This is a genomic window from Undibacterium sp. RuRC25W, assembly GCF_049339825.1.
Taxonomy (GTDB): Bacteria; Pseudomonadota; Gammaproteobacteria; order Burkholderiales; family Burkholderiaceae_D; genus Undibacterium.
Genome location: NZ_JBMPPD010000019.1, coordinates 1 through 24,207, shown reverse-complemented (window position 1 = coordinate 24,207; position 24,207 = coordinate 1). Strand labels below are relative to the sequence as shown.

Here is a 24,207-nt window from a genome sequence, read left to right as displayed (position 1 = left end):
TTTACAATTTTGGCTCCACATTTACTTTGCGTTATATATGACACCAACTTTAAATAATGACCGTGCCCTTGTTCTGTTTAGTGGCGGACAAGACTCAACGACCTGTCTGGCATGGGCGTTATCCAACTATTCCCATGTTGAAACAATTGGTTTTGACTATGGCCAACGTCACGCAATTGAACTCACTGTCAGACCAGATCTGCTAAAAAATATGCGCGCGTTTTCACCAGAATGGGAAGCGCGGCTAGGCGAAGATCATATGATCGATTTGTCACTCATTTCACAATTATCAAAAACCGCGATGACACAAGACATTGCCATTGAGATGCAAGAAAATGGCCTGCCGAATACGTTTGTACCTGGACGCAACCTGATGTTCATGATGGTCGCTGCCACGCTCGCCTATCGTCGCGGACTTAATGTGTTAGTGGGGGGCATGTGCGAGACAGATTTTTCTGGCTATCCTGATTGCCGCGATGACACCATGAAAGCGTTACAAGTCACGCTCAATTTGGGCATGGCAACACGCCTGAAGCTAGAAACACCCCTCATGTGGATCGATAAAGCGCAAACCTGGGAATTAGCAGAGCAACTTGGCGGCACTGCGATGGTCGATCTGATTCGCACCGACACCCATACTTGCTATCTCGGTGAGCGGGGTGCATTGAATGATTGGGGACATGGTTGCGGCACCTGCCCCGCTTGTGAATTACGCGCCCGTGGTTATCAGCAATACAAAAGTCGCGGCTAAGGCATTACAAGCCGATTTCCTCCGACGAGATCAACTTGTAAGGATAGCGTTAGAATAAGCTCTTACCATCCACCAAGGGGGTGGTGCGCGAGGTCTGTGCATTGCATTTCTAGTATATAGGCGCTGATGCGCTGTATATGGGCCATGCCAGGCACGGTCTGTCGTACCTCCTCGGCTTGCCTCACTTGATTTTAATGATGTGACTGTAACGATATTATGCTGATAGCTTTGATGACCGACCTTCATGCGAACCGCGAAGCGCTTTCCACATGTTTGGCCCATGCCGAAGAACAAAAAGTAACGCACTATGCTTTTCTGGGGGACATCGTCGGTTACGGTGCTGATCCGGGTTGGGTATTGCAAACAGTGATGGACTATGTCGCCAAAGGTAACTGGGCCTTGATGGGCAATCATGATGTTGCCATTTTGCAGGAGAACCGAAGTGGTATGAATCCAGTGGCCAAGCAGGTCGTCGAATGGACACGTGCCCAACTAAGTCCAGAACAAATCGCTTTTGTCGCCGCTCTGCCTTATCGCATCGAGTTGCAGGATATGTTGCTAGTGCACGCCAACGCTTGGGCGCCAGATAAATGGGAATATATCGACGGTGTGATGGAAGCCATGCGTAGCATGCACGCGTGCAAAGCCGCCATTACGTTCTGCGGCCATGTGCATATGCCAACCTTGTACCACATGACCCTGACCGGAAAGACCGGTGAATTTTTACCGACCCCCGAAAATAGTATTCCTCTGAGCAAACAGCGCCGCTGGCTGGTGATTCCTGGCTCACTTGGCCAACCACGCGACGGCAACCCCGCTGCCTGCTATGCAACTTTCGATACAGAAACCCAAGAACTGACATATTTCCGGGTTCCTTACGACCATGAGAGTGCGGCAAAAAAAATTCTCGCTGCGGGTCTCCCAGCGGCATTAGCGAATCGTCTCTTAACTGGAGAATGACATGAGTACGCGTAGCCTACAAATTGGGATGGAATTTGATGGCTACCGTCTGGAGGAAAAATTACATACGGGCGGCATGGCGGCGCTATGGCGGGTCACCGATTTACGCCAACGTCATGTCAATAAGCCAGGATTGGAACAAGGCGTACCACCACTGATCATGAAGGTGCCACTGCTTTTTAGTAGCGATGATCCAACCGCTATTGTGGCTTTCGAAGTCGAACAAATGATCATGCCTAAACTCAAAGGTGAGCATGTTCCGCGCTATTTTGGGGCAGGTGATTTTGATGCGCAGCCCTATATTGTTATGGAGCAGATTGCTGGCGAGTCCCTGCGGAGCCGATTTGAGCAAGCGCCGCTACCTTTAGATGAAGTCGTCAGCGTCGGCATCAAAATTGCCAATGCCTTGCAAGATCTGCACCGCCAGCATGTCATTCATCTCGATATCAAACCTAGCAATATCATGTTCCGCAATGGTTTAGCGGTATTAATTGATTTTGGCTTATCTCGGCATGACCGGCTACCTGATCTGTTAGACGAAGAGTTCCGCCTGCCGATGGGCACGGGGCCGTATATCTCACCTGAACAAGTCATGGGCGTGCGCAACGAGCCACGCAGTGATTTGTTCTCGTTGGGCGTACTGCTGTACCACCTTGTCACAGGCGAACGACCGTTTGGTCATCCCACCTCGGTGTCAGGATTAAAGAAACGCCTTTACCGCGATCCGATTCCACCACGCAATCATCGGCCAGACGTCCCTGAATGGCTGCAGGAAATTATTCTGCGTTGTCTTGAAGTCGATCCGAAAGCGCGGTTTGATACGGCCGCACAATTAGCATTTTTATTGCAGCATCCAAATCAGCTCACACTCACTAACCGCGCCAGCAAAGATCATCAGGATGGGTATCTGGCGGTCGTCAAACGCCGCTTTAAAGCCGTGGGGGCAGATCTACTATTGCAGCATAGTGTTTCTGAGCAGCTCTCAAAAGCACCGATTATTGTTGTCGCACTGGATCTGACGCACAGTTCTGTCGCGCTGGCTGAAAGCTTGCGACAAATCACCCGCCGTATGTTACAGACAGAACCCGGCGCCCGTCTCGCTTGTCTGACTATCCGCAAAACTAGCCGTCTGGGAATGGATGAGAGTCTGATTCAGCAGGGTGAGAATATTCACGTTAAGCAATTAGTCGAACTCAAGCACTGGGCGCGCCCGCTCAATCTGAGTACGGATAAAATCACCTTCCATGTGCTAGAGTCGCCGGACCCAGCGATGGCGATTATTGATTATGCGCACAACAACGATGTCGATCACATCATTATTGGTTCTCGGGGCACCTCTGCCTTGAGACGCTATCTCGGTAGCGTCTCAGCGCAAGTCGTAGCAGAAGCTGCTTGCACAGTAACCGTCGTCAAACATAATGAAAAATAAGCAACTTCAACTGCCACTTATTTGGTTCTGACAATCAATCCACTGCTGGCGTCTTCTTTGTAGGCGTAAGTGACCCTACCGTGCCGAACTTCTCCCATGAATAACATATTCTGGGTAATGGCTTCATGATCTGTTTTGGAAAACGGTTTTTTGTACCGTGTCACGACCGTGGAAGTCGCTTCATATTTCATATCTTCTAGAGCATTTTTGATCTGCTCCGATGTTGTGCTATTGGCCTGCATGATGGCTAGGCTAAGTATGCGCAACGCGTCATACGTTTGTGCGGCAGCGACAGCAGAAGGGATACGTTTAACGTTATTGAGGCGTAGATAAGACAGCACAAAACTATCACTGCGAGTCGATTCATTCTCGATAAACGTCACGGGCATCCGCACACCTTCAGCGTTTGTTCCAGCTTGGTCTAGAAAGCCATAATGCGATAAGGTCCATGAGCCAACCAAGGGAATACCCGCTCTGATTTTGCCCATACTATTGGCAAGGGCAGCGCCCTCATGTGCGAGGCAATACGACACAATAATTTGTGCGCCCATCTGTTTGGCGTGTGCTATCTGGCGTGTCATATCCAGATCACCAATTTTAAAGCTCTCTACCGCGACCGGTGTCAGACTACGGCGTTTCATTTCTGCGATCAGACTTTCACTGCCAAATTCACCATAGGGCGTGTCATCATGCAAAATCGCAATCTGCGTGATTTTGCGTTTATCGATAACTTCATTGAGCATAGAAACTGGCTGCAGATTATCACTGGCAGCAACGCGGAAGACATAACTGTTCGGCACGGCTGGCGGCATAAACTGCTTCGTTATTTTAGCGCCTGTCGCTGCAGTAACGATCAGAGGGATTTTGGCATTCTGAAAGACATTGGCTGCCTGCAGCACCACACCGGTATTAGCGAAACCGATAACGGCAACGACCTTTTCTTTTTCGATCAATTCTTTTGCCATGGCAACACCTACTTCAGGTTTTGCCTGGTCATCACGCTCCACCAGCTCTATCTTTCGTCCTAATACCCCACCAATCTGGTTCAGATCGTTCTCAAACACGCGCGCGCCACCACGAATACTTTCGCCCATATCCGAAGAAGACTTCGAACTAAATGGGCCAATAATGCCAATTCGGATTGGTGCATCCTGTGCCAAACAGTGGCTTGCAGTCATCATGCAAAATAAAGTACTAGTGACTATCGCAATAACTTTAGATTGAATGCGCATCTCTTCTCCTGAACTTTCGAGCAAAAATTTCAAAACAATGAGTATCTATCGGACTACCGTGAGTAGTCTAGGCAAAGCAAAGCAACGAAAAACGACAACCCGCAGGAAAGAAATAATCAATACCGCTAGCGGGCATCGTATTATTCTCACCATTTTTACACGAGACAGACCGTAACCGAGGAACAAAATGTTTTCAACCTGTAATCCTCAGCGACCCACACCAACTTGATTGAATTCGTTGCAAAATTAGCTGTTTTTTTATAGCAACAAAAATGGTGTAGATCAGCGCCTGTCCTCGGTAATACGCTGATTTTCGATCGGTGAGAGAACTCCGCATCCTCTCGCTGTTGTATCGTCTCAATATTAATGGCAAAGTGTTGTAAATAGACACAAACAGACACATTATGTTTTCTAAAAAACAACTCCAGTCTGCCATTCATTTACTAGAACAATGCGATGGACTGATTATTGCGGCCGGTGCTGGTATGGGGGTAGATTCTGGCCTGCCAGATTTTCGGGGCACGGACGGTTTTTGGAAAGCCTATCCTTCACTTGGCGCACAAAAAATCGCGTTTCATGAAATAGCTAGTCCTTCAGCATTCCGGCGGCACCCGACGGAGGCGTGGGGCTTTTATGGTCATCGTCTGAATTTATACCGACATACCATTCCGCATGCAGGTTTTCAGATCCTGTTGAAATGGGCGACATCGACGGCTGGTGGTTATAGTATTTTCACGAGTAACGTCGATGGTCAATTTCAACGCGCAGGGTTTTCAGCGCAACAGATCAATGAATGCCATGGTTCAATTCATCAGATGCAATGTATGTTGCCGTGTAGCGAAACGATCTGGCCTGCGCAGGCGTTTCATCCACAGGTCGATACGATCAATTGCCACCTAGAGAATGCATTACCGATTTGTCCCCACTGCGGCGGCTTGGCACGCCCCCATATTCTCATGTTTGACGATTGGAGCTGGCTGGAACATCACCAGCAACGGCAAATGGAGCGTCAGCAACGTTGGTTAGATACCGTCCGTCGTCCACTGGTGATAGAAATCGGCGCTGGAACCGCAATTCCAACAGTGCGCCATTTCAGTCAGAGAGTGCTGCAGCGGCATGGCGGCAGGCTCATCAGGATTAACTTACGCGAATCCGGAGTCGCTAACGTGCTTGACGTTGGACTGGCAGCCGGCGCCGTGGAGGCGCTGACAGCGATGGACGTGATGCTAAAAGGGGGTTGAGTATTCGTTGCGCCGATAGTTGTTTTTGTTGATAACGGGTCTCGGTATCGCTATCACAGAGTCGCAGTTTATTCAGGCAATCTGACGACCTTGCTTCCATACACCCAGCACCACCGGAATCCCCTGAAACAAACGGATCCGTAGGAAATCAGCACGCAGCCCGACGGCAATTTCCCCCCTGTCTGTCATGCCAATGCGGTGGGCAGGATTACGACTTACCGTTGCGATCGCTTGGGGTAGTGTGTAGTTATTTTCCTGTAATAAGAAAGCGCCATGCAACAGACTTGCAGGAACGTAATCCGAAGATAAAATATCAAGCAAACCGTGCTGCGCTAACTCTGCCGCAGCGACATTACCAGAGTGGGATTTACCACGTACAGAATTCGGCGCCCCCATCACAATCGCGAGGCCATGGTCATGCGCCGCCTGAGCGGCCACCAATGTGGTCGGAAATTCGGACATACTCATGCCGTCGCGTACACCTTCAGCCACGTGTTCTGGGAGGGTATCGTCATGGGTCGCAAGTGGAATATAGGGCATCTGCTCACGACATAATGACAATACTTTTTCTCGATTCTGGTTCACGTAACGTTGTTGTCGATCGCCGAAAATCGCAAGCATCTGATCAATTTTCTGCTCAGACCAACTATGTCTACCGGAAACGTGTGAACGGTAAGCAGCTAAGTCCATCCATTGCCGCTGGCCAGGCGTGTGATCCATGAGTGATAACAACTTTAAGCGCGGATGGCGTGCTAACGGCGTAAAAAGAGGCAATAGTTTTTCTTCTGCCAACTCTAACCGTAAATGCAAATAATGGTCTGCACGTAATAGTCCAGCCTCTCTCGCATCGTCAAACCCCTTGACGCACGCATGGAGCGTCTGCGTTCGTAGGCTATCCGGTTCTAAGTCACCAACAGCAATCGCATCCAATACCGTCGTAATCCCCGAACTCACGACCTGTGCGTCATGCGCCAAAATCGCCGAGGGTACAGGCCAGCACACCTTAGGGCGTGGCAGGAGGTGTTTCTCGACGTTGTCTGTATGTACTTCGACCAACCCGGGTAAGAGATAATCCCCACCCCAGTCGTCACCAGACAACCCATGGCCGGCTGAAGTCACGTCCTTGAACTCTCCCTGATGCACGCAGATTCCACCAGTAAAGACCTGATCAGCGGTGACTACACGTGCATTACGGATAGAAAATTCGGTACGTTGATCAAAACTCATGAAAAAATTGCCCTGTGGAAACTGAATCAAGCATCAGATTACCATGCTTCGTGTAAAAACTCCGAATACCTTAATCGAAAGTTACAAATATTTGCAAAATAAATAACTATCGTCTTTATGTCATTCATTAATATTTTTAAATGTCTATCCGTCTCAACAAAATCTTATTTAAGAAAGCGCGATGAATTCACTCTTTTGTACTGCGTATTGGCTGTTAAATTAAATGAAGTAAAACAATTATTTATATAGCTTTCAGCTTGGGATTTTCTACGCCTGAACCAAGAGAAGTTTTATTAGGCAGCCCCTTACCCTCTCCGACCTTTCACGTCGGTAACTTTTTTCCAGAAATATGAGCCGTTACGCACTTTATTTCGCACCAAAACAACAAAGTAAATGGTGGCAGGCTGGATGCCAATGGTTGGGACGCGATCCGACATCCCAGCGTTCTCTCGAACAAATCCGACTACCTAATGTGATACCCAAGGTTTTACAACGACTGACAACCGATGCGCGGCGCTATGGCTTCCATGCGACCTTAAAAGCACCGTTTCGCTTGGCAGAGAGGCATGGCTTGGGTGAATTAGAACAATCGCTGGCGGCTTTTTGTCGACGACAAAAGCCCATCGAGATCCCATCACCGCAAGTTGAATGGATCGGCAACTTTCTGGCACTCAGACCGGGCGACAAGAACAGCGCTATTCATCAACTCGCCATGCAATGTGTGAGCCATTTTGACTATCTGCGCGCGCCACTCAGACCTGAGGAATTGGCGCGCCGCCAGCAACAACAACTGAGCGCTCGTCAACTCCGCTTATTGCAACACTGGGGCTACCCTTATACTGCTGAAGAATACCGGTTTCACATGACGTTGACGGACGCGCTCAATAACACCGACGCAGCAGAAGCCATTGAAAGGGGTGCGCGGCAACACTTCGATATTGGCGAACCGCTGATCATACACAGCATCGCTTTGTTTTATGAAGCAGCTTCTGGCGACGATTTTCAACTGCTACGTCACTACGCGTTCAACGCTGACTGACGTTAGGATCCGCGTCTTTACCTGTTTTCAATGTCTGATTTGATTGAAAGAGTAAGGAAATGACTCCATCCCCGAGGCCGTTGCACATCGTGCTGATCCCTGGATTTATGTGTGATGCAACGCTATGGCAAACGATCATGCCTGACTTACAAGAACTAGGGCAAGTGCATCTTGCAGACTTAAACGAAGGAGAGAATATTGATGCAATGGCATTACGAATCATCAATCATTTGCCAGAGTTATGTGTGCTGATTGGTTTTTCTTTAGGTGGTTACGTCGCCCGTCGCATTGCTGTGCTGGCAGCAAACCGAATCAGCAAGCTGATTCTGCTCAATACATCAGCACGGGCAACCACGCCAGAGGAAATTATCCGCAACCAGCAACAGATTAAAATGCTGCAGACGTTTCCGTATAAAGGTCAAACCTTCACTGCACTCAAGCGCGCCCTGCATCCTGACCAGAGTAACAACATGGCACTACTGACATTTTTACAAAATATGTCACTCACTCTAGGGAAAGACGTCTTCGTGCGGCAACTAAGCATTATCCGAGAGGACGGTTACGCCGATTTCAAGCACATCCTTTGTCCGACGCTGGTTGTGGCGAGTCGCCAGGATCAGATGCGAGCTCTGGCTGAATCCGACAATATTGTCACCGAATTACTTGACCCCACCTACCACATCCTCGAAGACTGCGGACATATGTCACCACTGGAAAAGCCGGATGATGTAATAGCGATTTTGCAAAAATTTATACGCGCCTAATCATCGCGCCAACTTCCTCGCCATCTGGAATTCATTACACAGAAGCAAGCACATCAAACCGTCTGATTTTTTCTTCAGAAAAAATACAAATAAAAACAACAGTATCAATTTAATAATAAGACCACTTAATCTATTAGGATGGCGTCATAAATTTCTCTAATGAAAAATTTAAACACTCGGAACTCTTTAAACCTTTTTTTATTTGAAATAATCTGAAATAAAAATTAAGTAAATTTATTAAATTTATTAAATTTTCACCTATATTTAGATACTTTTAAATAAAGTTGCAAAAAATAATAATTAAAAGAAAGTCTTAATTAACGACAATTATTCCTCTTCTTATCAATAAGAAATAGATTGCCTCTCATCACTATCATGATTGAAAGCAATACCACATTAAATTTTAATTGCCTTTTTTGTATTTATATCGCACTATATATTCTATTGTTAATAGTTTAACTTTTGCGAGACTTACCTTGAAAATTCTGGCGTTGATACTGCTCGCATTTGTGCTAACACTCGTGATCAGTTATCTGTTAAAAAAAACTCAGCGCATGGTCGTTAGTGAACAAAAATGGCCGTTTTACGTTAAACGTCCGATGGGCGCAGCTGAGCAAGTGCTTTATTTTCGATTAATCAAGGCACTTCCAGGGCATATCGTCCTGGCACAAGTGAGTGCATCACGCATCCTCAGCGTGATGCCTAACTATCATTTTCAACACTGGCATAAACGTCTTCACAATCTCAGCTATGACTTCGTCGTATGCGATAAAAACTTCAGCGTGATCGCGGCTATTGAGCTCGACGACTCTAGCCCTGCGCACCCCCATCAACAACAAGCCGCCGTCACAAAAAATAAAATATGCAACGATGCCGAATTACGCTTAATACGCTGGCACGTCAAATTATTGCCTGACGAGTTCGCCATTCAGGCAGCCTTCAGTGAACCGAGGATTACTAACAATCTGCCGCCAAAACATGTCCATGATCAGCATGTTGATCAATTGCTGTCCCGCGAAAGCTAAGTAGTCACCGACTTGCAACTAAGTGGTAAGAAGTCATCTGTTAGGCGACATCATCAACAATTTGTAAATACGGTTCATCGCCAACCGCCTCCTAGTCTGCTCCCTGCATCCATGCCTTCAATCCATTCACCCACTTTGCGGCAGGTAGTTTAGTTGTCACGCGGATTTCTGTTGCACGTTCGTAGAGTGCATCAAAATCCACCGATGGAGACTGTTTAAAAGCAATGGCGACCGTATTTGCATCATGGACCATCGGCAACCACACCACGGCATCAAAGGCGGCTTCGAGCGCTTCTAGGTTAGCGGTGCAGTTGGCTTCGTAATTATCAGGGTTGCCAAACAGATTGACCGTCAGCATGCCGTCGTCGGTCAAGCAGTCTGCACATGCCTGATAAAACGCCGGACTACCAAGCGCAGGCGCTTCGGCAGCAGCGTCATACAAATCGACCTGCAAGACATCAAGGCTGCGGTGATGACGATGATCCGTGACAAAATCCATCGCATCCATCTCGATTACTTGCAAACGTTCATCGTTATCAGGTAATTTGAAATGCTGATGACAGGCATTGATCACGTGAGGATTGAGTTCAATTGCAGTGATGTTGGCTGTCGGAAACTGGCGGTAACAAAATTTTGTTAGTGCCGCCGCGCCTAGCCCTAACTGCGCAATGTGGCGAGGGTCTTTTTTAAACAATAACCACATCATCATTTGCTGCACGTATTCGAGCTCGATCTGGTCCGGCATCGCCAGTCTCATCGATCCCTGAATAGCATCCGATGACAAGTGCAGGTTACGCACCCCAATAAACTCTGAAATACTCACCTCAGGATGCGTCTGCGCCCGCTGTTGGGCGCGGTACATATCAATGGCTTGCTTCACGCCATTTTCACTTCTGGCCAGGTGCTCAGTTCTTCGATAGCGTGCATTTTTTTCCAGCTAGGACGCGATGTGATCAATTTTACCAAGTGGTTCAACGCAGGCCATTCGGTCGCCGGCTTCGGCATATTGCGCGACCAGCGCATCAACATACATAACAATAAATCAGCAGCTGAAAATTGTTCACCCAGTAGATAGGGGCCGTTCTGACTCAAATGTGCATCGATCTGGGCGAAGATGTGTTCAATTTTATGCTGTAAAGCGCGACGTACTGGCTCAGGATGCTCCTCCGAGCCTAGATCCTGAGGATAAAACCAGAAACGATACGTCGATTGCAGATCATTGCTCAGATAGACAATCCACTGACGCCAGCGATCATGTTCCACACTGCCCAATGGCGGCGTCAATCCTGCCTCTGGATGACGCTCTGCCAATAACATCAGCAGCGCAGCGGACTCGACGTACGGCTGCCCATCGACAATCAACGTCGGCACGACACCTTTTGGATTCAATGCCAGATATGCTGGGTCCTTCTGCTGCTTAGATTCAAAATCGACCAACTTTAATTCATGTTCGGCACCAATCTCTAACAACGCCTGATGCACCACCATGCTGGCAGTGCTGGGACAGTAATACAGTGTGTACATAGCGATTCTTCCTTACAGTGTTAAATGAGAATGATGACCACAAACCGGACACGCCGGATTTTTATTAATGCCAATTCGCGTCCACTCCATATTCATGGCATCGAGCATCAGCAGTCGTCCTGCGAGTACACGACCAATTTGCATCACGACCTTGAGCGCTTCTGCTGCCTGCATGGTGCCAATGATACCCACCAGCGGTGCAAATACGCCCATGCTTGAACAGAGAACTTCTTCAAATTGCTGCTGTGGAGGAAACACACAGGCATAGCAAGGCGCGTCTGGATGTCGCCGGTCGAAGACGCTGATTTGTCCGTCAAAACCAATCGCAGCACCAGAAACCAGCGGTACCGCATACTTAACGCAGGCTGCATTGACCGCATGGCGCGTGACGAAATTATCACAACAATCAAGAACAACGTCCGCCCCTTGCACCAGCTCTTCCAGTCTTGCGCCTTCGGTACGCTCTTGTAGCGCGGTGACCTGAATCTCTGGGTTGATGTGTTGCAGACTGAGCTTGCCTGACTCCACTTTCGGCATACCGACACGTTCTGTCGTATGCAAAATTTGTCGCTGTAAATTGGTTAAGTCGACCGTATCATTATCGACCAAGGTGATCTGTCCGACCCCAGCGCTGGCAAGATAGAGCGCTGCTGGCGACCCCAGACCACCAGCACCGATAATCAGCACGCGGGCGGCATTAATTTTTTCTTGCCCTTCAATACCGATCTGTTCCAGCAGGATATGGCGTGAATAACGCAAAAGTTGATTGTCGTTCATCTGACTGAGAAATGCTCTAAGAAGTAATATAGTGAAAACGAAATGTCATTGTATAGACCAAAATACGGACCAAAATACGAACAACAACTAAACACACTCGATAATAGTAGATAGTAAAAAGGCCGCTGTAGGGCGGCCTTTGACTGATTGAAACGACTTATTTTTTCTTATCAGACTTACTGTCTTTATCAGCGGCATCTGGCTTATCTGCTTTGTCTGCTTTCGTTGGCTTATCTGATTTTTCACTGTCCTTACCGTCTTTGTTCTCTTTGACGTCTTTTGGCTCAGTGACTTTGACTGGCAAGCCTTTGAGGTGATTCAGCGCTTGTGCTAACTGGTAATCATCTTTGCTACCGTATTCCAATGGCTTACTCTTCTTCGCCAACGCAATCAGACGTTGCTCTTCTTCTAGCTCATCGACTTTCGGACGTGTTGCCTCAGCCTCTTTGTCGTTACTCAGATGCTTTTGCAAATCGGCTTCACGGGTACGCAAACTATTAAAGCCGTCGCCTTCTGCAGTTTCTTCGACATTAAAGTCCGGCACAATGCCTTTAGCCTGAATAGAACGACCATTTGGCGTGTAATAGCGTGCCGTTGTCAATTTAACGGCGGTATCGGCAGAAATTTGACGAATCGTCTGCACGGAACCCTTACCAAAACTTTGTGTACCGATAATCGTTGCACGCTTGTAGTCTTGCAACGCACCTGCCACGATTTCTGAAGCAGAAGCCGAACCTGTATTCACCAGCACGACCATTGGCACATTTTTGATCGCCTCAGGTAATTTAGCTAAAGGATCTCCAGAAGTGCGCGCTGTGTAGAATTCGCGTTTCGCGTAAAAAGTCGCTTTTGAGTCAGGAATCTGACCATTGGTTGAGACCACTGGCACATCTTTTGGTAAAAATGCAGCAGCAACGCCAACGGCACCTGGCAATACGCCACCTGGATCATTACGTAAATCCAGCACCAGACCTTTAATGGATGGGTCTTGGGCATACAGCATCTGGATTTTCTTCGCCATGTCTTCAACGGTTGGTTCCTGGAATTGAGAAATGCGCAACCACGCATAACCAGGCTCAACCATTTTTGCTTTCACGCTTTGTTGTTTAATTAACTCACGTGTAATGGTGACAACGATCGGTTTATCTTCGTTCTTACGGGCGATTGTCAACGTGATCTTGGTGTTGGGCTCACCACGCATTTTTTTCACCGCTTCATCGAGGGTCAAGCCCTTGACTGGTGCTGAATCCAGACGCGTAATTAAATCACCAGGTTTAAGACCAGCGCGGTAAGCAGGAGAATCTTCGATCGGGGAGATGATCTTCACATAACCATCTTCCATTCCCACTTCGATCCCCAGTCCAACAAACTTACCCTGTGTACCTTCTTTAAGTTCTTTAAAGGCTTTTTTATCGAGATAGGCAGAATGCGGATCGAGTGAACTGACCATGCCAGCGATGGCTTCTGATAACAACTTATTGTCGTCAACAGGCTCTACATAGTCGGATTTAATCAGACCAAAGACATCAGCCAACTGTCGCAGCTCTTCAACCGGAAGCGGGCTGCCAGCGCTCTTTTGTGCCATTGCTGAAAATTGCATGGATGCTGCCACGCCAGCGACCATGCCCAGGCCGATTAAACTGAAATTCTTAAATTTGCTGCCCATGTTTCACCTAAAGCCTATTTAACGACGATCCAGTTAAGCGGATCAAATACCCGTCCTTGATGGCGGATTTCAAAGTATAAACCTGATTGCTCATTGCCGCCGCTGTTTCCCACGCTGGCAATCACATCGCCCATCTTGACCGTGTCACCCACATGCCGCAATACGGCCTGATTATTACTGTACAAGCTCCAATACTGGTCACCGTGGTCAACAATAATCATATTACCGTAACCTTTATACCAGTCAGCAAAGACGACTTTACCCGGCGCAATGGCTTTGATCTCAGTTCCTTCAGATGCTTTAATAAACAGCCCCTTCCAGCTTGGACCATCTCCACGTTTATTGCCAAAACGCGCGAGAATGTCACCTTTGACAGGCAAATGCATCTGCCCCTTCATGCGCTCAAATTCACCTGACGGCATCGCCTCCACCCTGGTCTTCTTGGGAGGTTCGTCTGCATCAATGGCATTTGGGTTACTTGTGTTACTGGCGTTGCTTGTAATGCTCGTGTTGCTAGTGTTGCCGGCGTTATTTGCATTTTTACCCGTCACTAGCGGCGCCGGTGCTGGTTTTTTGCCTGCCTTTTTGTCTAATGCTGTTTGTGCTGCCTGTCTTGCTTTTTCTTTTTGTGCTGCCGCGATCCGTTCCTGACGCTGTTTTTCTTCGCGCTCAGCACGTTCTTTATCCGCTTTTACCTGCTCTTCAATCAACTGGTTCAGACGTAAGACCAGATTACTCAGCCTTTGTTCATCTTTTTGCAGATTATCTGCCTGTTTTTTTTGTGCATAGAGTTTGTCAGATAATTGGCTGACTATCGCTGCATGCTTTTTCTTTTCTTTTTCTAATGTTTCTTTACGTTGCTTTTGTTCTTCCGCAATGTCATCCAGATCCTCTTTCGCATCTTGTGCATCGCGGGTATTTTTTTCTACCGCTTGTAATGTGCTGCGCAGGCTATCGATCATTTTTGCCTGTGTTTGTGACACATAACCCATGTATTGCAAATCGCGATTAATACGGTTGGGATCATCACCAGATAGCAACAATTTGATACGATCGCTATCACCACGCATGTATTGACTGCGTAAAAAACGGGATAACTGGGTCTTTTGCTTTTCAACCTGCGCTTTGAGGTCAAGTTGCTGTTTCAGCAGTTGTTGCAGCTTTTCTTCTGTCTGGATCTGTTCCTGCTGCAGGTCACGTAAAGAACGATCGGCTTCCGAAATAGCTTGTTCAGATTCTGCGAGTACATCACTGGCATGATCTTTGGCACTTTCGGTTTTATTGATATCGGTCTTCAGTGCTTTTAATTTTTGTTGTAAATCTGCACGCGCGGTCTCTGCTTGGGCTTTTTGTTGCGTCCGGGCATTACTCGCGCCCAAGCTGAGACAGGCTGTGCCGCCAAAAGACAGGCACAGCGTGGCAGAAATCAATAAACGGGTCGGTTTTAGCATTCAGGCTTATTTAGACTTACCTTGGCTGGCAACGGCTTTGAGTGCTGCATCAATCGCTGCCTGATCACCCAAATAATAATGCTTGATTGGCTTGAGATCAGCGTCAAGTTCATAGACCAGTGGCTGACCATTCGGGATATTAAGGTTCACGATATCGTCATCGCTGATGCCATCGAGCATTTTAATGAGCGCACGCAAACTATTGCCATGTGCAGAAATCAGAATACGTTTACCGGCACGAATAGCTGGCGCGATGCTGTCATCCCATGCTGGCATCACGCGAGCGACGGTATCTTTGAGGCATTCTGTCAAAGGAATCTGTGCACGGTCCAGACCAGCGTAACGTGGATCATTAAACGAGGTACGGTCGTCATCTTCAGCCAGCGGATTCGGTGGCGTATCATAGCTGCGACGCCACACTAGCACTTGCTCGTCCCCATATTTAGCGGCAGTTTCTGCCTTATTGAGACCTTGTAACGCACCGTAGTGGCGTTCGTTCAGACGCCAGTCATGGACCACTGGCAACCACATCATATCCATCGCATCGAGCGTACCCCACAGCGTACGAATCGCGCGCTTGAGAACGGATGTATAGGCAACATCAAAGCTAAAACCTGCTTCTTTGAGTAGTTTGCCCGCTTGTGCAGCTTCAGCAACGCCCTTGGCGGTCAGATCGACATCAGTCCATCCAGTGAAACGGTTATCAAGATTCCAGGTGGATTCGCCGTGGCGCATTAAAACAATTTTATACATGATGGAATAGTAAGGTAGTGGTTGGTAGTCTTAAATAAATAGGGCGTGCATACTAACAATTTTGCATTCATGCGTTAAATAATATGCGTCATCAGCATCTATTTTATAATGACGAGCTTCTGATAACCATTTTTACTACTGGAAAACTGTGAAATTCATTCTTGATAATATTTTTCTGATCGGTATTGCCCTGATTTCTGGTGGTGCTTTGCTGTTCCCGATGCTGCAACGTCGTGGTGCCAAAGTGTCGCAATTCCAGGCAACCCAGTATATGAACCAAGGAAAAACCCTGGTACTGGACGTACGCGATGTCGGAGAATTTGCCGAGGGTCATTTGCCAAATGCAAAAAATATTCCGTTGGCAGAATTAAATAATCGTCTAAAAGAAATTGAAAAATCCAAAAATGCGGTAGTTATTACCGTTTGTGCGAAAGGTGTGCGCTCAGGCAATGCGACAGCATTGTTGAGTAAAGCCGGTTTTGCCCAGGTATTTAGCCTGGAAGGTGGTACTGATGCCTGGAAATCCCAAGGCATGCCCATTATTAAATAAGTAGGAGTAAGAACATGACTGCTCAAGTCCTGATGTACAGCACCGCGGTTTGCCCATATTGCGTGATGGCAGAACGTTTGCTGAAATCCAAAGGCGTGGAAGAAATCGAAAAAGTCAGAGTTGACCTCGATCCAGCCGTTCGCGAAGCAATGATGACAAAAACTGGACGTCGTACCGTGCCGCAGATTTATATCGGTGACACCCACGTCGGTGGTTTTGATGACTTGTCCGCACTCGACCGTGCCGGCAAACTCGACGTATTATTGCATCCCGAGGCTTGAAGCCAGGCGAGATAAAAAACGTCAGCACTCGATACTGACCACCTTAACAATTCATCGACAGGTGGTCGCGTTCTCAGGGCTGGCGTTTTTTTTCGCCTTTTTTCGCCTTTTTTCACCTTTTTTCGTTTTTATTGGATTTTTTTCCGGATTTTATTCGGACTTGTTCGGTAAATTGCTGTTTCTAGGGTCTACTTGCTACAATATACTGGCGCGATCTTGAAATGGTCATAAATGGCCTTATCTGTCAGTCTCGCTGTTCAATGTCAGGGCTTGTTTAACATTGTCCCGGCAAAGCGATATGATAGCAACGAAGGCGTTACAAGAATACGACGAGAAGCCATATCGCTGCTGGGGCGGTCTTGTGTAAGTCCTCATTATTTAATCTTTTAGCATTTTAGAAAGTCTCACATGTCTGACGAAAATCTGCAGCCCGTATTCCAAATTCAACGCGTTTATCTGAAAGATTTGTCGCTTGAACAGCCAAATTCTCCAGCTATTTTTCTGGAACAACAGGCGCCTGCCATCGAAGTATCCGTTGATGTCGGCTCTGAAAAGCTGGCTGATGGCATTTTCGAATCCACAGTGACTGTGACTGTTACGGCAAAAATCGGTGACAAAGTAGCGTTTCTGGTTGAAGGCAAACAAGCGGGTATTTTCGAAGCACGCAATATCCCTGCAGATCAGCTCGACCCATTGCTGGGTATCGGTTGCCCTAACATTGTGTACCCATATCTGCGTTCCAACGTTGCGGATGCGATCACACGTGCAGGCTTCCCACCAATTCACTTGTCTGAAATCAATTTTGAAGCGTTCTATGCGCAGCGTTTGCAAATGGCTGCTGAACAAACAAAATTGGCAGAAGGCGGCAATACAGAAGCGCCGACAACTATCCAATAATTTCTCTATACCAATCTGGTCTGACTTGATGATGAGTGTAGGCCAGTTTGGTTGTGAAAGCAGTCCATGCTTCGTTTGATGACAACTTGCAGTGTCTGTTTACTGACTTTAATGGTCAGTGTTGCGGCGCAGGCAATCGAATTTCGCTCAGTCGGTGCATCTCCTGTGGTGATGTACGATGCCCCATCACAAAAAGGTGGCAAACTCTACGTCGCACCGCGCGGCATGCCGCTGGAAGTCGTGTTTACTTCCGGTGCGTGGAGCAAAGTCAGAGATATGTCCGGTGAGTTAAGCTGGGTGGAGTCGAAAGATTTGATTACCCGCCGTAACTTGATGGTACGGGTTGCTAACGCCCGCATCCGTGAAAACGCCGATGACTCCTCAGCGCTGCTCTTTACCGCGGATAAAAGCGTCTTGCTAGAAATGGCAGAACCGGCCGCGAACGGCTGGGTAAAAGTCAAACATCGTGATGGACAAGTAGGATTTGTGAAGATCAATGAGGTATGGGGGCTATGATTCCTCGTGTCCCCTTGGTTGCTCACAGAACAATAAAAAGGACAGCATGCTGTCCTTTTTATTTGACACCAAATACCGTTCAATTTGAATATCGGATAGGACCATGAACATCAGCGTATTGGGCGCCGGCGCCTGGGGTACAGCAGTTGCCATTGCTTTAACGGCAAAAAATAATGTCCTGTTATGGGGGCGCAATGCCGCAGCCATGCAGCACATGCAGTCCGCGCGTGAAAATACGGCCTATCTACCCGGTCATCCTCTACCGGAGAATTTACACATTAGCGCCGATTTTGAGCGAGCAATACGTCATGCATCTGGTGAAACAGATTTATTAGTCATTGCCACCTCGGTCTCCGGCTTACGTCCAACGCTGTTAGCGTGCCAGGCCTTCCATCCGAGAAATGTGATCTGGCTGTGTAAAGGTTTTGAAGAGAAAACGCAGTTATTACCACACCAGATCGCCAGAGAAATTCTTGGCGATAATGTCAATACAGGCGCATTACTGGGTCCCTCGTTTGCGCAAGAAGTCGCAAAAGGCCTCCCCTGCGCGCTGACAATCGCTTCTCATTCACACGACTTATGCCAATTAGTCGTGCAGGCATTACATGTCAATGCAATGCGCGTGTATTCCAGCGATGATCTAGTGGGCGTCGAAGTAGGTGGTGCAGTAAAAAATATTCTCGCCATTGCGACAGGCGTTGCCGATGGTTTGGGACTGGGCTTCAATGCGCGAGCTGCCCTGATGACGCGCGGTCTCGCTGAAATCAGCCGACTTGGCGTCGCTCTCGACGGCAAAGCAGAAACGCTTATGGGACTCACTGGGGTAGGAGATTTGATTTTGACTTGCACCGGCGACTTATCACGCAATCGCAAAGTCGGTCTCGCATTAGCCCAAGGCAAAACACTGGAAATCATCGTACAAGAACTGGGGCACGTCGCCGAAGGGGTGCGTTGTGCGCAAGCAGTAAGAACACTGGCGGCAACCTTAGGGATCGATATGCCGATTACGAACGCCGTTGCGGGTGTTCTATTTGATGGCATATCAGCAACAGATATGATCGAGCGTCTGCTCTCGCGGGATGCAAAGCAAGAAGTACTTTGACGTAGTCAGCCGTTGTTTATCTTGAGAGCCTGCTTTAGCCGTAGCGGCGGTATTGCGGCGTCACGAAGACGCGCTGAATAACGCTTTCAGAAACTTGCTGTTGTCGGAGAAAATTCATCGCGCCTGCTTGTCCGAGCACGGATTCATAGTTGATGCCGATGTCGACCAGAAAACGCGTAACAAGATCACGCCGTCGCAAAGGCTGAATGTGTTTGCGTTGTGCTTTACGGCGACGACAACCAGACATAGCAATCTCCTTCAAGGATATATGCTCACCAGTGTAGATGACGAACTCGCAATGCGCTAGTCTGGCGACGAGAAAAAATGCCAGCATCTGCGCTGGCATTTGGATGATGCATCCTCTGCACAAGCCCATGTATGAGCGATCTTATGCAGTCAAGCAATCGCTTAAGTAAAATCAGTGGCATCTACAAAGGCGGAAAGCATGTTTTCCAAGCCTTGTTGATCCTCTGCGGTGAAGCGATTCAGGCGTGGACTGTCAATATCAAACACCCCAAACAAGACGCCGTCTTTCATCACCGGGATAACGATTTCAGAGTTCGAGGCTGAATCACAGGCGATATGGCCAGGAAACGCATGGACGTCTTCCACAAGAATCGTTTTTTGTTGTGCAGCTGAGGCGCCACAAACACCACGATTAAATGGAATCCGTGCACAGGCAACTTTGCCTTGGAATGGTCCGACCAGCAGATCGTGCGGGAACGCTGGTGTCGGATTTTTCGCAGGTGTACACAAATAAAAACCTGCCCAATTTAAGTCACTGATGCTGTGATATACCAAGGCCGAGAACTGAGCAGCATTCGCGCTCAGATTACGTTCACCTTCTAAAATGCTCGTTACCTGACGTGCCAAAAGTACGTAATCAGGCTTATCGCTTGCTGCGGCGGTTTCAAACATGGTCTTTCCTGTCGTTGTGACTATCAATATGTACGGCATCATTCGTGCCGTACAGCCCAATTTTACAGCACGTAACGTGACAGATCTTCATTCACAGACAACGCCTGCAAGCGCTGATCTACATAGGCGGCGTCAATCATCAGCGTTTTTCCGCTATTTTGATGGGCATCGAAAGAAATCTCCTCGAGCAATTTCTCCATCACGGTATACAAACGACGCGCACCGATATTTTCAGTGGTCTCGTTGACGGAATACGCAATGCCAGCGAGTCGCTCGACGCCTTCTGGAGTAAAGTCAATTGTTACGCCTTCGGTTGCCAGTAACGCCTGATATTGGCGTGTCAGACATGCATCGGTTCCAGTCAGAATACGTTCAAAGTCGGCAACAGATAAAGATTCGAGCTCCACACGGATCGGGAAACGGCCTTGCAATTCAGGAATTAGATCTGATGGTTTTGCAAAATGAAACGCACCGGACGCGATAAACAAAATATGATCCGTTTTAATCATGCCATATTTGGTGTTGACGGTCGTACCTTCAACCAATGGCAACAAGTCACGCTGCACACCAGCACGTGAAACTTCAGCTCCACCGGCTTCAGAACGGGACGCGATCTTGTCGATTTCATCCAGGAACACGATACCGTTTTGCTCAACATTACGAATCGCTTCTTGCTTCAGATCTTCTTCGTTGACCAGTTTACCGGCTTCTTCTTCGGTCAATAATTTCAAGGCCTCTTTGATCTTGAGCTTACGCGCCTTTTTCTTACCATTGCCCATACCAGAGAACATGGTTTTTATTTGTTCCGTCATTTCCTCCATGCCCGGAGGTGCCATGATTTCCATTTGCGTCACTGGCTCAGCAACTTCAATGTCGATTTCTTTGTCATCCATGGCGCCTTCACGCAGGCGTTTGCGGAAAGTCTGGCGAGTGGTGTTATCGGGCGGCGTCGTTTCGGTGTTCTCTGGGTGAATGCCGAAATCACGTGGTGGTGGCAACAAAATATCGAGGATACGATCTTCTGCGGCATCTTCGGCGCGGGCACGAACTTTACGGGTGGCCGCTTCACGGGTTTGTTTGATGCCGATATCGACCAAATCGCGAATGATGGTATCGACGTCGCGACCAACATAGCCTACTTCGGTAAACTTCGTTGCTTCGATCTTAATAAATGGCGCGTCGGCTAACTTTGCGAGGCGACGGGCGATTTCTGTTTTACCAACACCAGTCGGGCCAATCATGAGGATATTTTTTGGGGTGATTTCATGGCGCAACGGCTCCTGCACCTGCTGACGACGCCAACGATTACGCAATGCAATGGCCACTGCGCGTTTAGCTTTAGCCTGACCGACAACGTGTTTGTCGAGTTCAGAAACGATCTCTTGTGGAGTCATATTCATACTTATTCCTATCTTTTCCCTGTTCGATGCACCGGTCTTTCGTGGTGAACAGAGAGTTCTCATTATCAATTTTGGCATCCAAATGATGATAGATGCCTAGTCTGCATCGCATGAAATCACGATACGTGGTGTGAACTTATTCCAGCGTCTCAATCGTATGAGATAAGTTGGTGTAAATACACAACTCACCAGCGATAGTCAGTGATTTTTTAACAATTTCAACGGGTGACAACTCGGTATTTTCAAAGAGAGCAATCGCTGCAGATTGTGCAAAAGTACCACCAGAACCGATCGCACCAATACCTTGGTTTGGTTCGAGGACATCGCCGTTACCAGTAATGACTAAGGTCGTGTCCTTATCAGCCACTAGCAACATCGCCTCAAGTCGACGCAGCATACGATCCGTGCGCCAGTCTTTGGCTAACTCAACGGAGGCCCGCATGAGATGTCCCTGGTGTTTTTCTAATTTGGACTCAAAGCGTTCGATAAGGGTGAAGGCATCTGCCGTACCACCAGCAAAACCGGCTAAGACTTTGTTGTGATACAACTTGCGTACTTTACGCGCCGTACCTTTCATGACGATATTGCCAAGAGTGACCTGACCGTCGCCACCGAGAGCGACAACATTGCCGCGCCGTACAGTCAGAATTGTCGTGCCGTGAAATTGTTCCATAGTTACCTCATGCATGTTTGAAACCTGCACTTGTTTTATGGAAACAAATGCAAGGGGCTTGTGCTGTCAACGCAAGCGGACTTCAAAGAAAATGGGGCGTTTCTGAAAAATTACAAGATTAGTGTTTGCGCAGTGTAATGCTGGCGATATTTTTTAAGCCCATGGCATTGAATAGCATCATGACCAAGTAGTTGACGTCACGAAATTCTATCGTCATACCACGTTTGCCCGCGATAGGTGCGAGACCATTCAGAAGTTCTGCTGAGGCACTGAACTCCACCCGCTCTAACTTAGAACAATCGAGTACCAGAGGATTTAATACTTCTGCTTTGGCAACAATCTGCTTAATCAGTGGTTCAACCTTACCTTCAATAAACGCAGGCATCATAAAACGATCCTGAAACTCGTCATCTTCTGGTATGTGTATCTCAGGAAATGAGCTCGTTACGTTGACTTTAGGTGCTTCAAAAGAAGGCGGTGAGACTTCAAAAGTAATGCAGTAGTCCATACTTGCCTCTTCAAAGGCACGTTCAGAATGAAGTAGTTGCAGCACTTCTAGTAACAGTAGCCAAGGCGCCTCGGTTTCATCACGGCGGCCTACCTGAAGAATGCTACGAATTTTTTCAGCCAGTTCTTGCGCACCTACAAGCAATAGATCATGGCCTGTCTTTTTCAGATTCTTCAGTGAGCGCAGCAATAAGCCACAACCAATCGGATTGACAACCTCAATCCGGCTAAAGTCCAGCTTTAGAGACTGACTTTTAGCACTCAATAAGTGCATTTTTTCTAATGCTTTCACGATACCAGCGTCGAGCTTCGCAGGAAATACGATGCTTGGTGTCCCGCTGTCGGTGTCGGATCGGGTATCGGTATTTGCAAAAATAGTGGTCTCAGGCCACAGTGGCGGCGAGGTTTCAAATTTATTCGCGTAGTCCAGAGAGAGACTCTCAAACATGTGCTGATTCTGCGTGATCCGGTAAAGATCAAACAACATTTGCCAAGCAATTTCCTCGGCAGTGCTTAATTTTTGGTGGTGGATTGCACCGCTGAGCATTTGTTCTGCCACTTCGGTCTGACCGCTGGCGAACAGAATAGCCGCTTCTTCTAGTACAGGGACAGATTCACTGTACGCAACCGCCGATCCCGACATCTCAGAATAATGACCCAGCAGATAATCGGTCGGCATACTCATTGGTAGCGTTGTTTGAAAATCAACGCCAACTGCGGATCGACGATCGAGTGGTTGTGTATGCTGTGCAAGGTCGTATTTGGTCTGACCACGAGAAACGTCTGCTCGCTTGGGCGCATCCATTTTCGACAAGACAGGAGGTCGAGTCTTGACAATGTCGCGAGACATTTCAAATTCTATAGCATCAATTTTCCGCTCAGTGGCACGTGCAATGTGGCGTTGCGCAATGATGGAATTAGTAAAAATTTCGCTTTCGTGGAAGCCAGTGATAACTGTATTGGTAGATTTTGAGCGAGTTTTCTTGTCAGAAGACTTCTCAGCGGAGTGATCTTCTTTTCTGCCGCTTTTTTTTCCAAAAAGAGAAAAAATCCCCACTGTAATCCCGAAGTAATTGACGCTGCTATAACAGCAATAAAGTGATATGCATTAAGTATATTCTGAATCAACCAGCATTTGTAAGACACCGAAACAAGCTTTAACTTTTTTTTTTAGTTTCCACGCAAAAAATTACTGCGTAGCACTAAAAAATATTGTTTTTTGGAGAATTCACATTGCTTTATATTGATTTCGGAAAAAAAACCGAAGAATGCCTTTTTTAAGACTACTCATTGCAACTTTTGAATAAGTTGCATTTTACAATTGGTAACACACTGTCAAAGATAGATGCAATTTCTTGCCAGTTTTCGTACCTTTTTCCAACAATTTTCTACTCTCCTACTAGGGCGTGTTGACATTTATTTTAACCAAAGCATCGAAGCTGCAATTGCCACAAATGAAGCAAATCGTTCAGCGAGTTTGTCGTATCGCGTTGCAACCCGCCTAAATTGTTTGATGTGAGCAAA

25 protein-coding genes and 1 pseudogene are annotated in these 24,207 nt (G+C 47.5%); 12 read left to right on the top strand and 14 right to left on the bottom strand.

What is annotated here, in order from left to right:
• The first annotated feature begins 37 nt into the window (after positions 1 to 37).
• From queC to ACO0KV_RS10300, 3 genes are all read left to right on the top strand, one after another.
• On the top strand, positions 38 to 751 hold the full coding sequence (gene queC / locus ACO0KV_RS10310; RefSeq protein ID WP_423042442.1) for a 7-cyano-7-deazaguanine synthase QueC: 714 nt from the start codon (positions 38 to 40) through the stop codon (positions 749 to 751).
• 216 nt (positions 752 to 967) lie between these two features.
• Entirely contained in the window at positions 968 to 1,711 is a 744-nt protein-coding gene (locus tag ACO0KV_RS10305) for a metallophosphoesterase family protein (RefSeq protein ID WP_423042441.1), read from the top strand.
• Between the two features lies 1 nt (position 1,712).
• A complete protein-coding gene (locus ACO0KV_RS10300; protein WP_423042440.1) occupies positions 1,713 to 3,140 on the top strand; it encodes a protein kinase domain-containing protein in 1,428 nt (475 codons plus the stop codon).
• Positions 3,141 to 3,157: 17 nt separating this feature from the next.
• Here the strand turns inward: ACO0KV_RS10300 and ACO0KV_RS10295 are convergent, their stop codons facing one another.
• A complete protein-coding gene (locus ACO0KV_RS10295; RefSeq protein ID WP_423042439.1) occupies positions 3,158 to 4,372 on the bottom strand; it encodes an ABC transporter substrate-binding protein in 1,215 nt (404 codons plus the stop codon).
• Between the two features lie 404 nt (positions 4,373 to 4,776).
• Here ACO0KV_RS10295 and ACO0KV_RS10290 point away from each other — a divergent pair, with 404 nt between their 5' ends.
• Positions 4,777 to 5,613, top strand: coding sequence for an SIR2 family NAD-dependent protein deacylase (locus ACO0KV_RS10290; RefSeq protein ID WP_423042438.1), 837 nt, complete (start codon positions 4,777 to 4,779; stop codon positions 5,611 to 5,613).
• A 72-nt stretch (positions 5,614 to 5,685) separates the two neighbouring features.
• Here the strand turns inward: ACO0KV_RS10290 and ACO0KV_RS10285 are convergent, their stop codons facing one another.
• On the bottom strand, positions 5,686 to 6,840 hold the full coding sequence (locus ACO0KV_RS10285) for an alpha-D-ribose 1-methylphosphonate 5-triphosphate diphosphatase (RefSeq protein WP_423042437.1): 1,155 nt from the start codon (positions 6,838 to 6,840) through the stop codon (positions 5,686 to 5,688).
• 349 nt (positions 6,841 to 7,189) lie between these two features.
• On the opposite strand from ACO0KV_RS10285, the gene ACO0KV_RS10280 reads away from it, so the two are divergent.
• The 3 genes from ACO0KV_RS10280 (at position 7,190) to ACO0KV_RS10270 (ending at position 9,668) form a co-directional block, all read left to right on the top strand.
• Entirely contained in the window at positions 7,190 to 7,879 is a 690-nt protein-coding gene (locus tag ACO0KV_RS10280; protein ID WP_423042436.1) for a DUF1045 domain-containing protein, read from the top strand.
• 59 nt (positions 7,880 to 7,938) lie between these two features.
• Positions 7,939 to 8,643, top strand: coding sequence for an alpha/beta fold hydrolase (locus tag ACO0KV_RS10275; protein WP_423042435.1), 705 nt, complete (start codon positions 7,939 to 7,941; stop codon positions 8,641 to 8,643).
• Between the two features lie 476 nt (positions 8,644 to 9,119).
• Positions 9,120 to 9,668, top strand: coding sequence for a DUF2726 domain-containing protein (locus ACO0KV_RS10270; RefSeq protein WP_423042434.1), 549 nt, complete (start codon positions 9,120 to 9,122; stop codon positions 9,666 to 9,668).
• Between the two features lie 91 nt (positions 9,669 to 9,759).
• Here the strand turns inward: ACO0KV_RS10270 and ACO0KV_RS10265 are convergent, their stop codons facing one another.
• From ACO0KV_RS10265 to gpmA, 6 genes are all read right to left on the bottom strand, one after another.
• Complete coding sequence (locus tag ACO0KV_RS10265) at positions 9,760 to 10,530, bottom strand: spermidine synthase (RefSeq protein ID WP_423042493.1); 771 nt, start codon at positions 10,528 to 10,530, stop codon at positions 9,760 to 9,762.
• Positions 10,531 to 10,544: 14 nt separating this feature from the next.
• Positions 10,545 to 11,192 carry a glutathione S-transferase family protein gene (locus tag ACO0KV_RS10260; protein WP_423042433.1) on the bottom strand — a complete coding sequence of 216 codons (648 nt, stop codon included), beginning with the start codon at positions 11,190 to 11,192 and terminating at the stop codon, positions 10,545 to 10,547.
• A gap of 12 nt (positions 11,193 to 11,204) precedes the next feature.
• Entirely contained in the window at positions 11,205 to 11,969 is a 765-nt protein-coding gene (locus ACO0KV_RS10255) for a HesA/MoeB/ThiF family protein (RefSeq protein WP_423042432.1), read from the bottom strand.
• Between the two features lie 157 nt (positions 11,970 to 12,126).
• A complete protein-coding gene (locus tag ACO0KV_RS10250; RefSeq protein ID WP_423042431.1) occupies positions 12,127 to 13,635 on the bottom strand; it encodes a S41 family peptidase in 1,509 nt (502 codons plus the stop codon).
• A gap of 14 nt (positions 13,636 to 13,649) precedes the next feature.
• A complete protein-coding gene (locus ACO0KV_RS10245) occupies positions 13,650 to 15,086 on the bottom strand; it encodes a peptidoglycan DD-metalloendopeptidase family protein (protein ID WP_423042430.1) in 1,437 nt (478 codons plus the stop codon).
• Between the two features lie 6 nt (positions 15,087 to 15,092).
• Positions 15,093 to 15,839 (bottom strand): 2,3-diphosphoglycerate-dependent phosphoglycerate mutase, encoded by a 747-nt coding sequence (gpmA, locus tag ACO0KV_RS10240; RefSeq protein WP_423042429.1) that lies wholly within the window; start codon positions 15,837 to 15,839, stop codon positions 15,093 to 15,095.
• Between the two features lie 148 nt (positions 15,840 to 15,987).
• Here gpmA and ACO0KV_RS10235 point away from each other — a divergent pair, with 148 nt between their 5' ends.
• From ACO0KV_RS10235 to ACO0KV_RS10215, 5 genes are all read left to right on the top strand, one after another.
• Complete coding sequence (locus tag ACO0KV_RS10235; protein ID WP_423042428.1) at positions 15,988 to 16,389, top strand: rhodanese-like domain-containing protein; 402 nt, start codon at positions 15,988 to 15,990, stop codon at positions 16,387 to 16,389.
• Between the two features lie 14 nt (positions 16,390 to 16,403).
• Entirely contained in the window at positions 16,404 to 16,670 is a 267-nt protein-coding gene (gene grxC, locus ACO0KV_RS10230; RefSeq protein WP_423042427.1) for a glutaredoxin 3, read from the top strand.
• Positions 16,671 to 17,078: 408 nt separating this feature from the next.
• Entirely contained in the window at positions 17,079 to 17,567 is a 489-nt protein-coding gene (gene secB, locus ACO0KV_RS10225; protein ID WP_423042426.1) for a protein-export chaperone SecB, read from the top strand.
• A 66-nt stretch (positions 17,568 to 17,633) separates the two neighbouring features.
• Positions 17,634 to 18,083 carry an SH3 domain-containing protein gene (locus ACO0KV_RS10220; protein ID WP_423042425.1) on the top strand — a complete coding sequence of 150 codons (450 nt, stop codon included), beginning with the start codon at positions 17,634 to 17,636 and terminating at the stop codon, positions 18,081 to 18,083.
• 103 nt (positions 18,084 to 18,186) lie between these two features.
• Entirely contained in the window at positions 18,187 to 19,185 is a 999-nt protein-coding gene (locus ACO0KV_RS10215) for an NAD(P)H-dependent glycerol-3-phosphate dehydrogenase (RefSeq protein WP_423042424.1), read from the top strand.
• Positions 19,186 to 19,219: 34 nt separating this feature from the next.
• Here the strand turns inward: ACO0KV_RS10215 and ACO0KV_RS10210 are convergent, their stop codons facing one another.
• The 6 genes and pseudogenes from ACO0KV_RS10210 to ACO0KV_RS10185 all read right to left on the bottom strand — a co-directional run.
• Positions 19,220 to 19,531, bottom strand: coding sequence for a hypothetical protein (locus ACO0KV_RS10210; RefSeq protein WP_423042423.1), 312 nt, complete (start codon positions 19,529 to 19,531; stop codon positions 19,220 to 19,222).
• A gap of 62 nt (positions 19,532 to 19,593) precedes the next feature.
• A complete protein-coding gene (locus ACO0KV_RS10205; RefSeq protein ID WP_423042422.1) occupies positions 19,594 to 20,103 on the bottom strand; it encodes a GAF domain-containing protein in 510 nt (169 codons plus the stop codon).
• A gap of 62 nt (positions 20,104 to 20,165) precedes the next feature.
• Complete coding sequence (hslU, locus tag ACO0KV_RS10200) at positions 20,166 to 21,503, bottom strand: ATP-dependent protease ATPase subunit HslU (protein ID WP_423042421.1); 1,338 nt, start codon at positions 21,501 to 21,503, stop codon at positions 20,166 to 20,168.
• A 136-nt stretch (positions 21,504 to 21,639) separates the two neighbouring features.
• Positions 21,640 to 22,176 carry an ATP-dependent protease subunit HslV gene (hslV, locus tag ACO0KV_RS10195; protein WP_423042420.1) on the bottom strand — a complete coding sequence of 179 codons (537 nt, stop codon included), beginning with the start codon at positions 22,174 to 22,176 and terminating at the stop codon, positions 21,640 to 21,642.
• Positions 22,177 to 22,294: 118 nt separating this feature from the next.
• Positions 22,295 to 23,533, bottom strand: a complete 1,239-nt coding sequence (locus ACO0KV_RS10190; protein ID WP_423042419.1) for a hypothetical protein — start codon at positions 23,531 to 23,533, stop codon at positions 22,295 to 22,297.
• A 566-nt stretch (positions 23,534 to 24,099) separates the two neighbouring features.
• A pseudogene (locus ACO0KV_RS10185) lies at positions 24,100 to 24,207 on the bottom strand (IS5/IS1182 family transposase); the annotation flags it as partial.

Excerpts from the sequence above, each read along its gene's own strand:
- ACO0KV_RS10300 (WP_423042440.1), top strand. The coding sequence starts at position 1,713 with ATGAGTACGCGTAGCCTACAAATTGGGATGGAATTTGATGGCTACCGT.
- ACO0KV_RS10250 (WP_423042431.1), bottom strand. The coding sequence starts at position 13,635 with ATGGGCAGCAAATTTAAGAATTTCAGTTTAATCGGCCTGGGCATGGTC.
- ACO0KV_RS10220 (WP_423042425.1), top strand. The coding sequence starts at position 17,634 with ATGCTTCGTTTGATGACAACTTGCAGTGTCTGTTTACTGACTTTAATG.
- ACO0KV_RS10215 (WP_423042424.1), top strand. The coding sequence starts at position 18,187 with ATGAACATCAGCGTATTGGGCGCCGGCGCCTGGGGTACAGCAGTTGCC.
- ACO0KV_RS10285 (WP_423042437.1), bottom strand. The coding sequence starts at position 6,840 with ATGAGTTTTGATCAACGTACCGAATTTTCTATCCGTAATGCACGTGTA.
- gpmA (WP_423042429.1), bottom strand. The coding sequence starts at position 15,839 with ATGTATAAAATTGTTTTAATGCGCCACGGCGAATCCACCTGGAATCTT.
- ACO0KV_RS10245 (WP_423042430.1), bottom strand. The coding sequence starts at position 15,086 with ATGCTAAAACCGACCCGTTTATTGATTTCTGCCACGCTGTGCCTGTCT.
- ACO0KV_RS10205 (WP_423042422.1), bottom strand. The coding sequence starts at position 20,103 with ATGTTTGAAACCGCCGCAGCAAGCGATAAGCCTGATTACGTACTTTTG.
- ACO0KV_RS10290 (WP_423042438.1), top strand. The coding sequence starts at position 4,777 with ATGTTTTCTAAAAAACAACTCCAGTCTGCCATTCATTTACTAGAACAA.
- ACO0KV_RS10260 (WP_423042433.1), bottom strand. The coding sequence starts at position 11,192 with ATGTACACACTGTATTACTGTCCCAGCACTGCCAGCATGGTGGTGCAT.
- hslV (WP_423042420.1), bottom strand. The coding sequence starts at position 22,176 with ATGGAACAATTTCACGGCACGACAATTCTGACTGTACGGCGCGGCAAT.
- hslU (WP_423042421.1), bottom strand. The coding sequence starts at position 21,503 with ATGAATATGACTCCACAAGAGATCGTTTCTGAACTCGACAAACACGTT.
- ACO0KV_RS10190 (WP_423042419.1), bottom strand. The coding sequence starts at position 23,533 with ATGTCTCGCGACATTGTCAAGACTCGACCTCCTGTCTTGTCGAAAATG.
- ACO0KV_RS10295 (WP_423042439.1), bottom strand. The coding sequence starts at position 4,372 with ATGCGCATTCAATCTAAAGTTATTGCGATAGTCACTAGTACTTTATTT.
- ACO0KV_RS10305 (WP_423042441.1), top strand. The coding sequence starts at position 968 with ATGCTGATAGCTTTGATGACCGACCTTCATGCGAACCGCGAAGCGCTT.
- grxC (WP_423042427.1), top strand. The coding sequence starts at position 16,404 with ATGACTGCTCAAGTCCTGATGTACAGCACCGCGGTTTGCCCATATTGC.
- ACO0KV_RS10255 (WP_423042432.1), bottom strand. The coding sequence starts at position 11,969 with ATGAACGACAATCAACTTTTGCGTTATTCACGCCATATCCTGCTGGAA.
- secB (WP_423042426.1), top strand. The coding sequence starts at position 17,079 with ATGTCTGACGAAAATCTGCAGCCCGTATTCCAAATTCAACGCGTTTAT.
- ACO0KV_RS10275 (WP_423042435.1), top strand. The coding sequence starts at position 7,939 with ATGACTCCATCCCCGAGGCCGTTGCACATCGTGCTGATCCCTGGATTT.
- ACO0KV_RS10265 (WP_423042493.1), bottom strand. The coding sequence starts at position 10,530 with ATGTACCGCGCCCAACAGCGGGCGCAGACGCATCCTGAGGTGAGTATT.
- ACO0KV_RS10210 (WP_423042423.1), bottom strand. The coding sequence starts at position 19,531 with ATGCCAGCGCAGATGCTGGCATTTTTTCTCGTCGCCAGACTAGCGCAT.
- queC (WP_423042442.1), top strand. The coding sequence starts at position 38 with ATGACACCAACTTTAAATAATGACCGTGCCCTTGTTCTGTTTAGTGGC.
- ACO0KV_RS10280 (WP_423042436.1), top strand. The coding sequence starts at position 7,190 with ATGAGCCGTTACGCACTTTATTTCGCACCAAAACAACAAAGTAAATGG.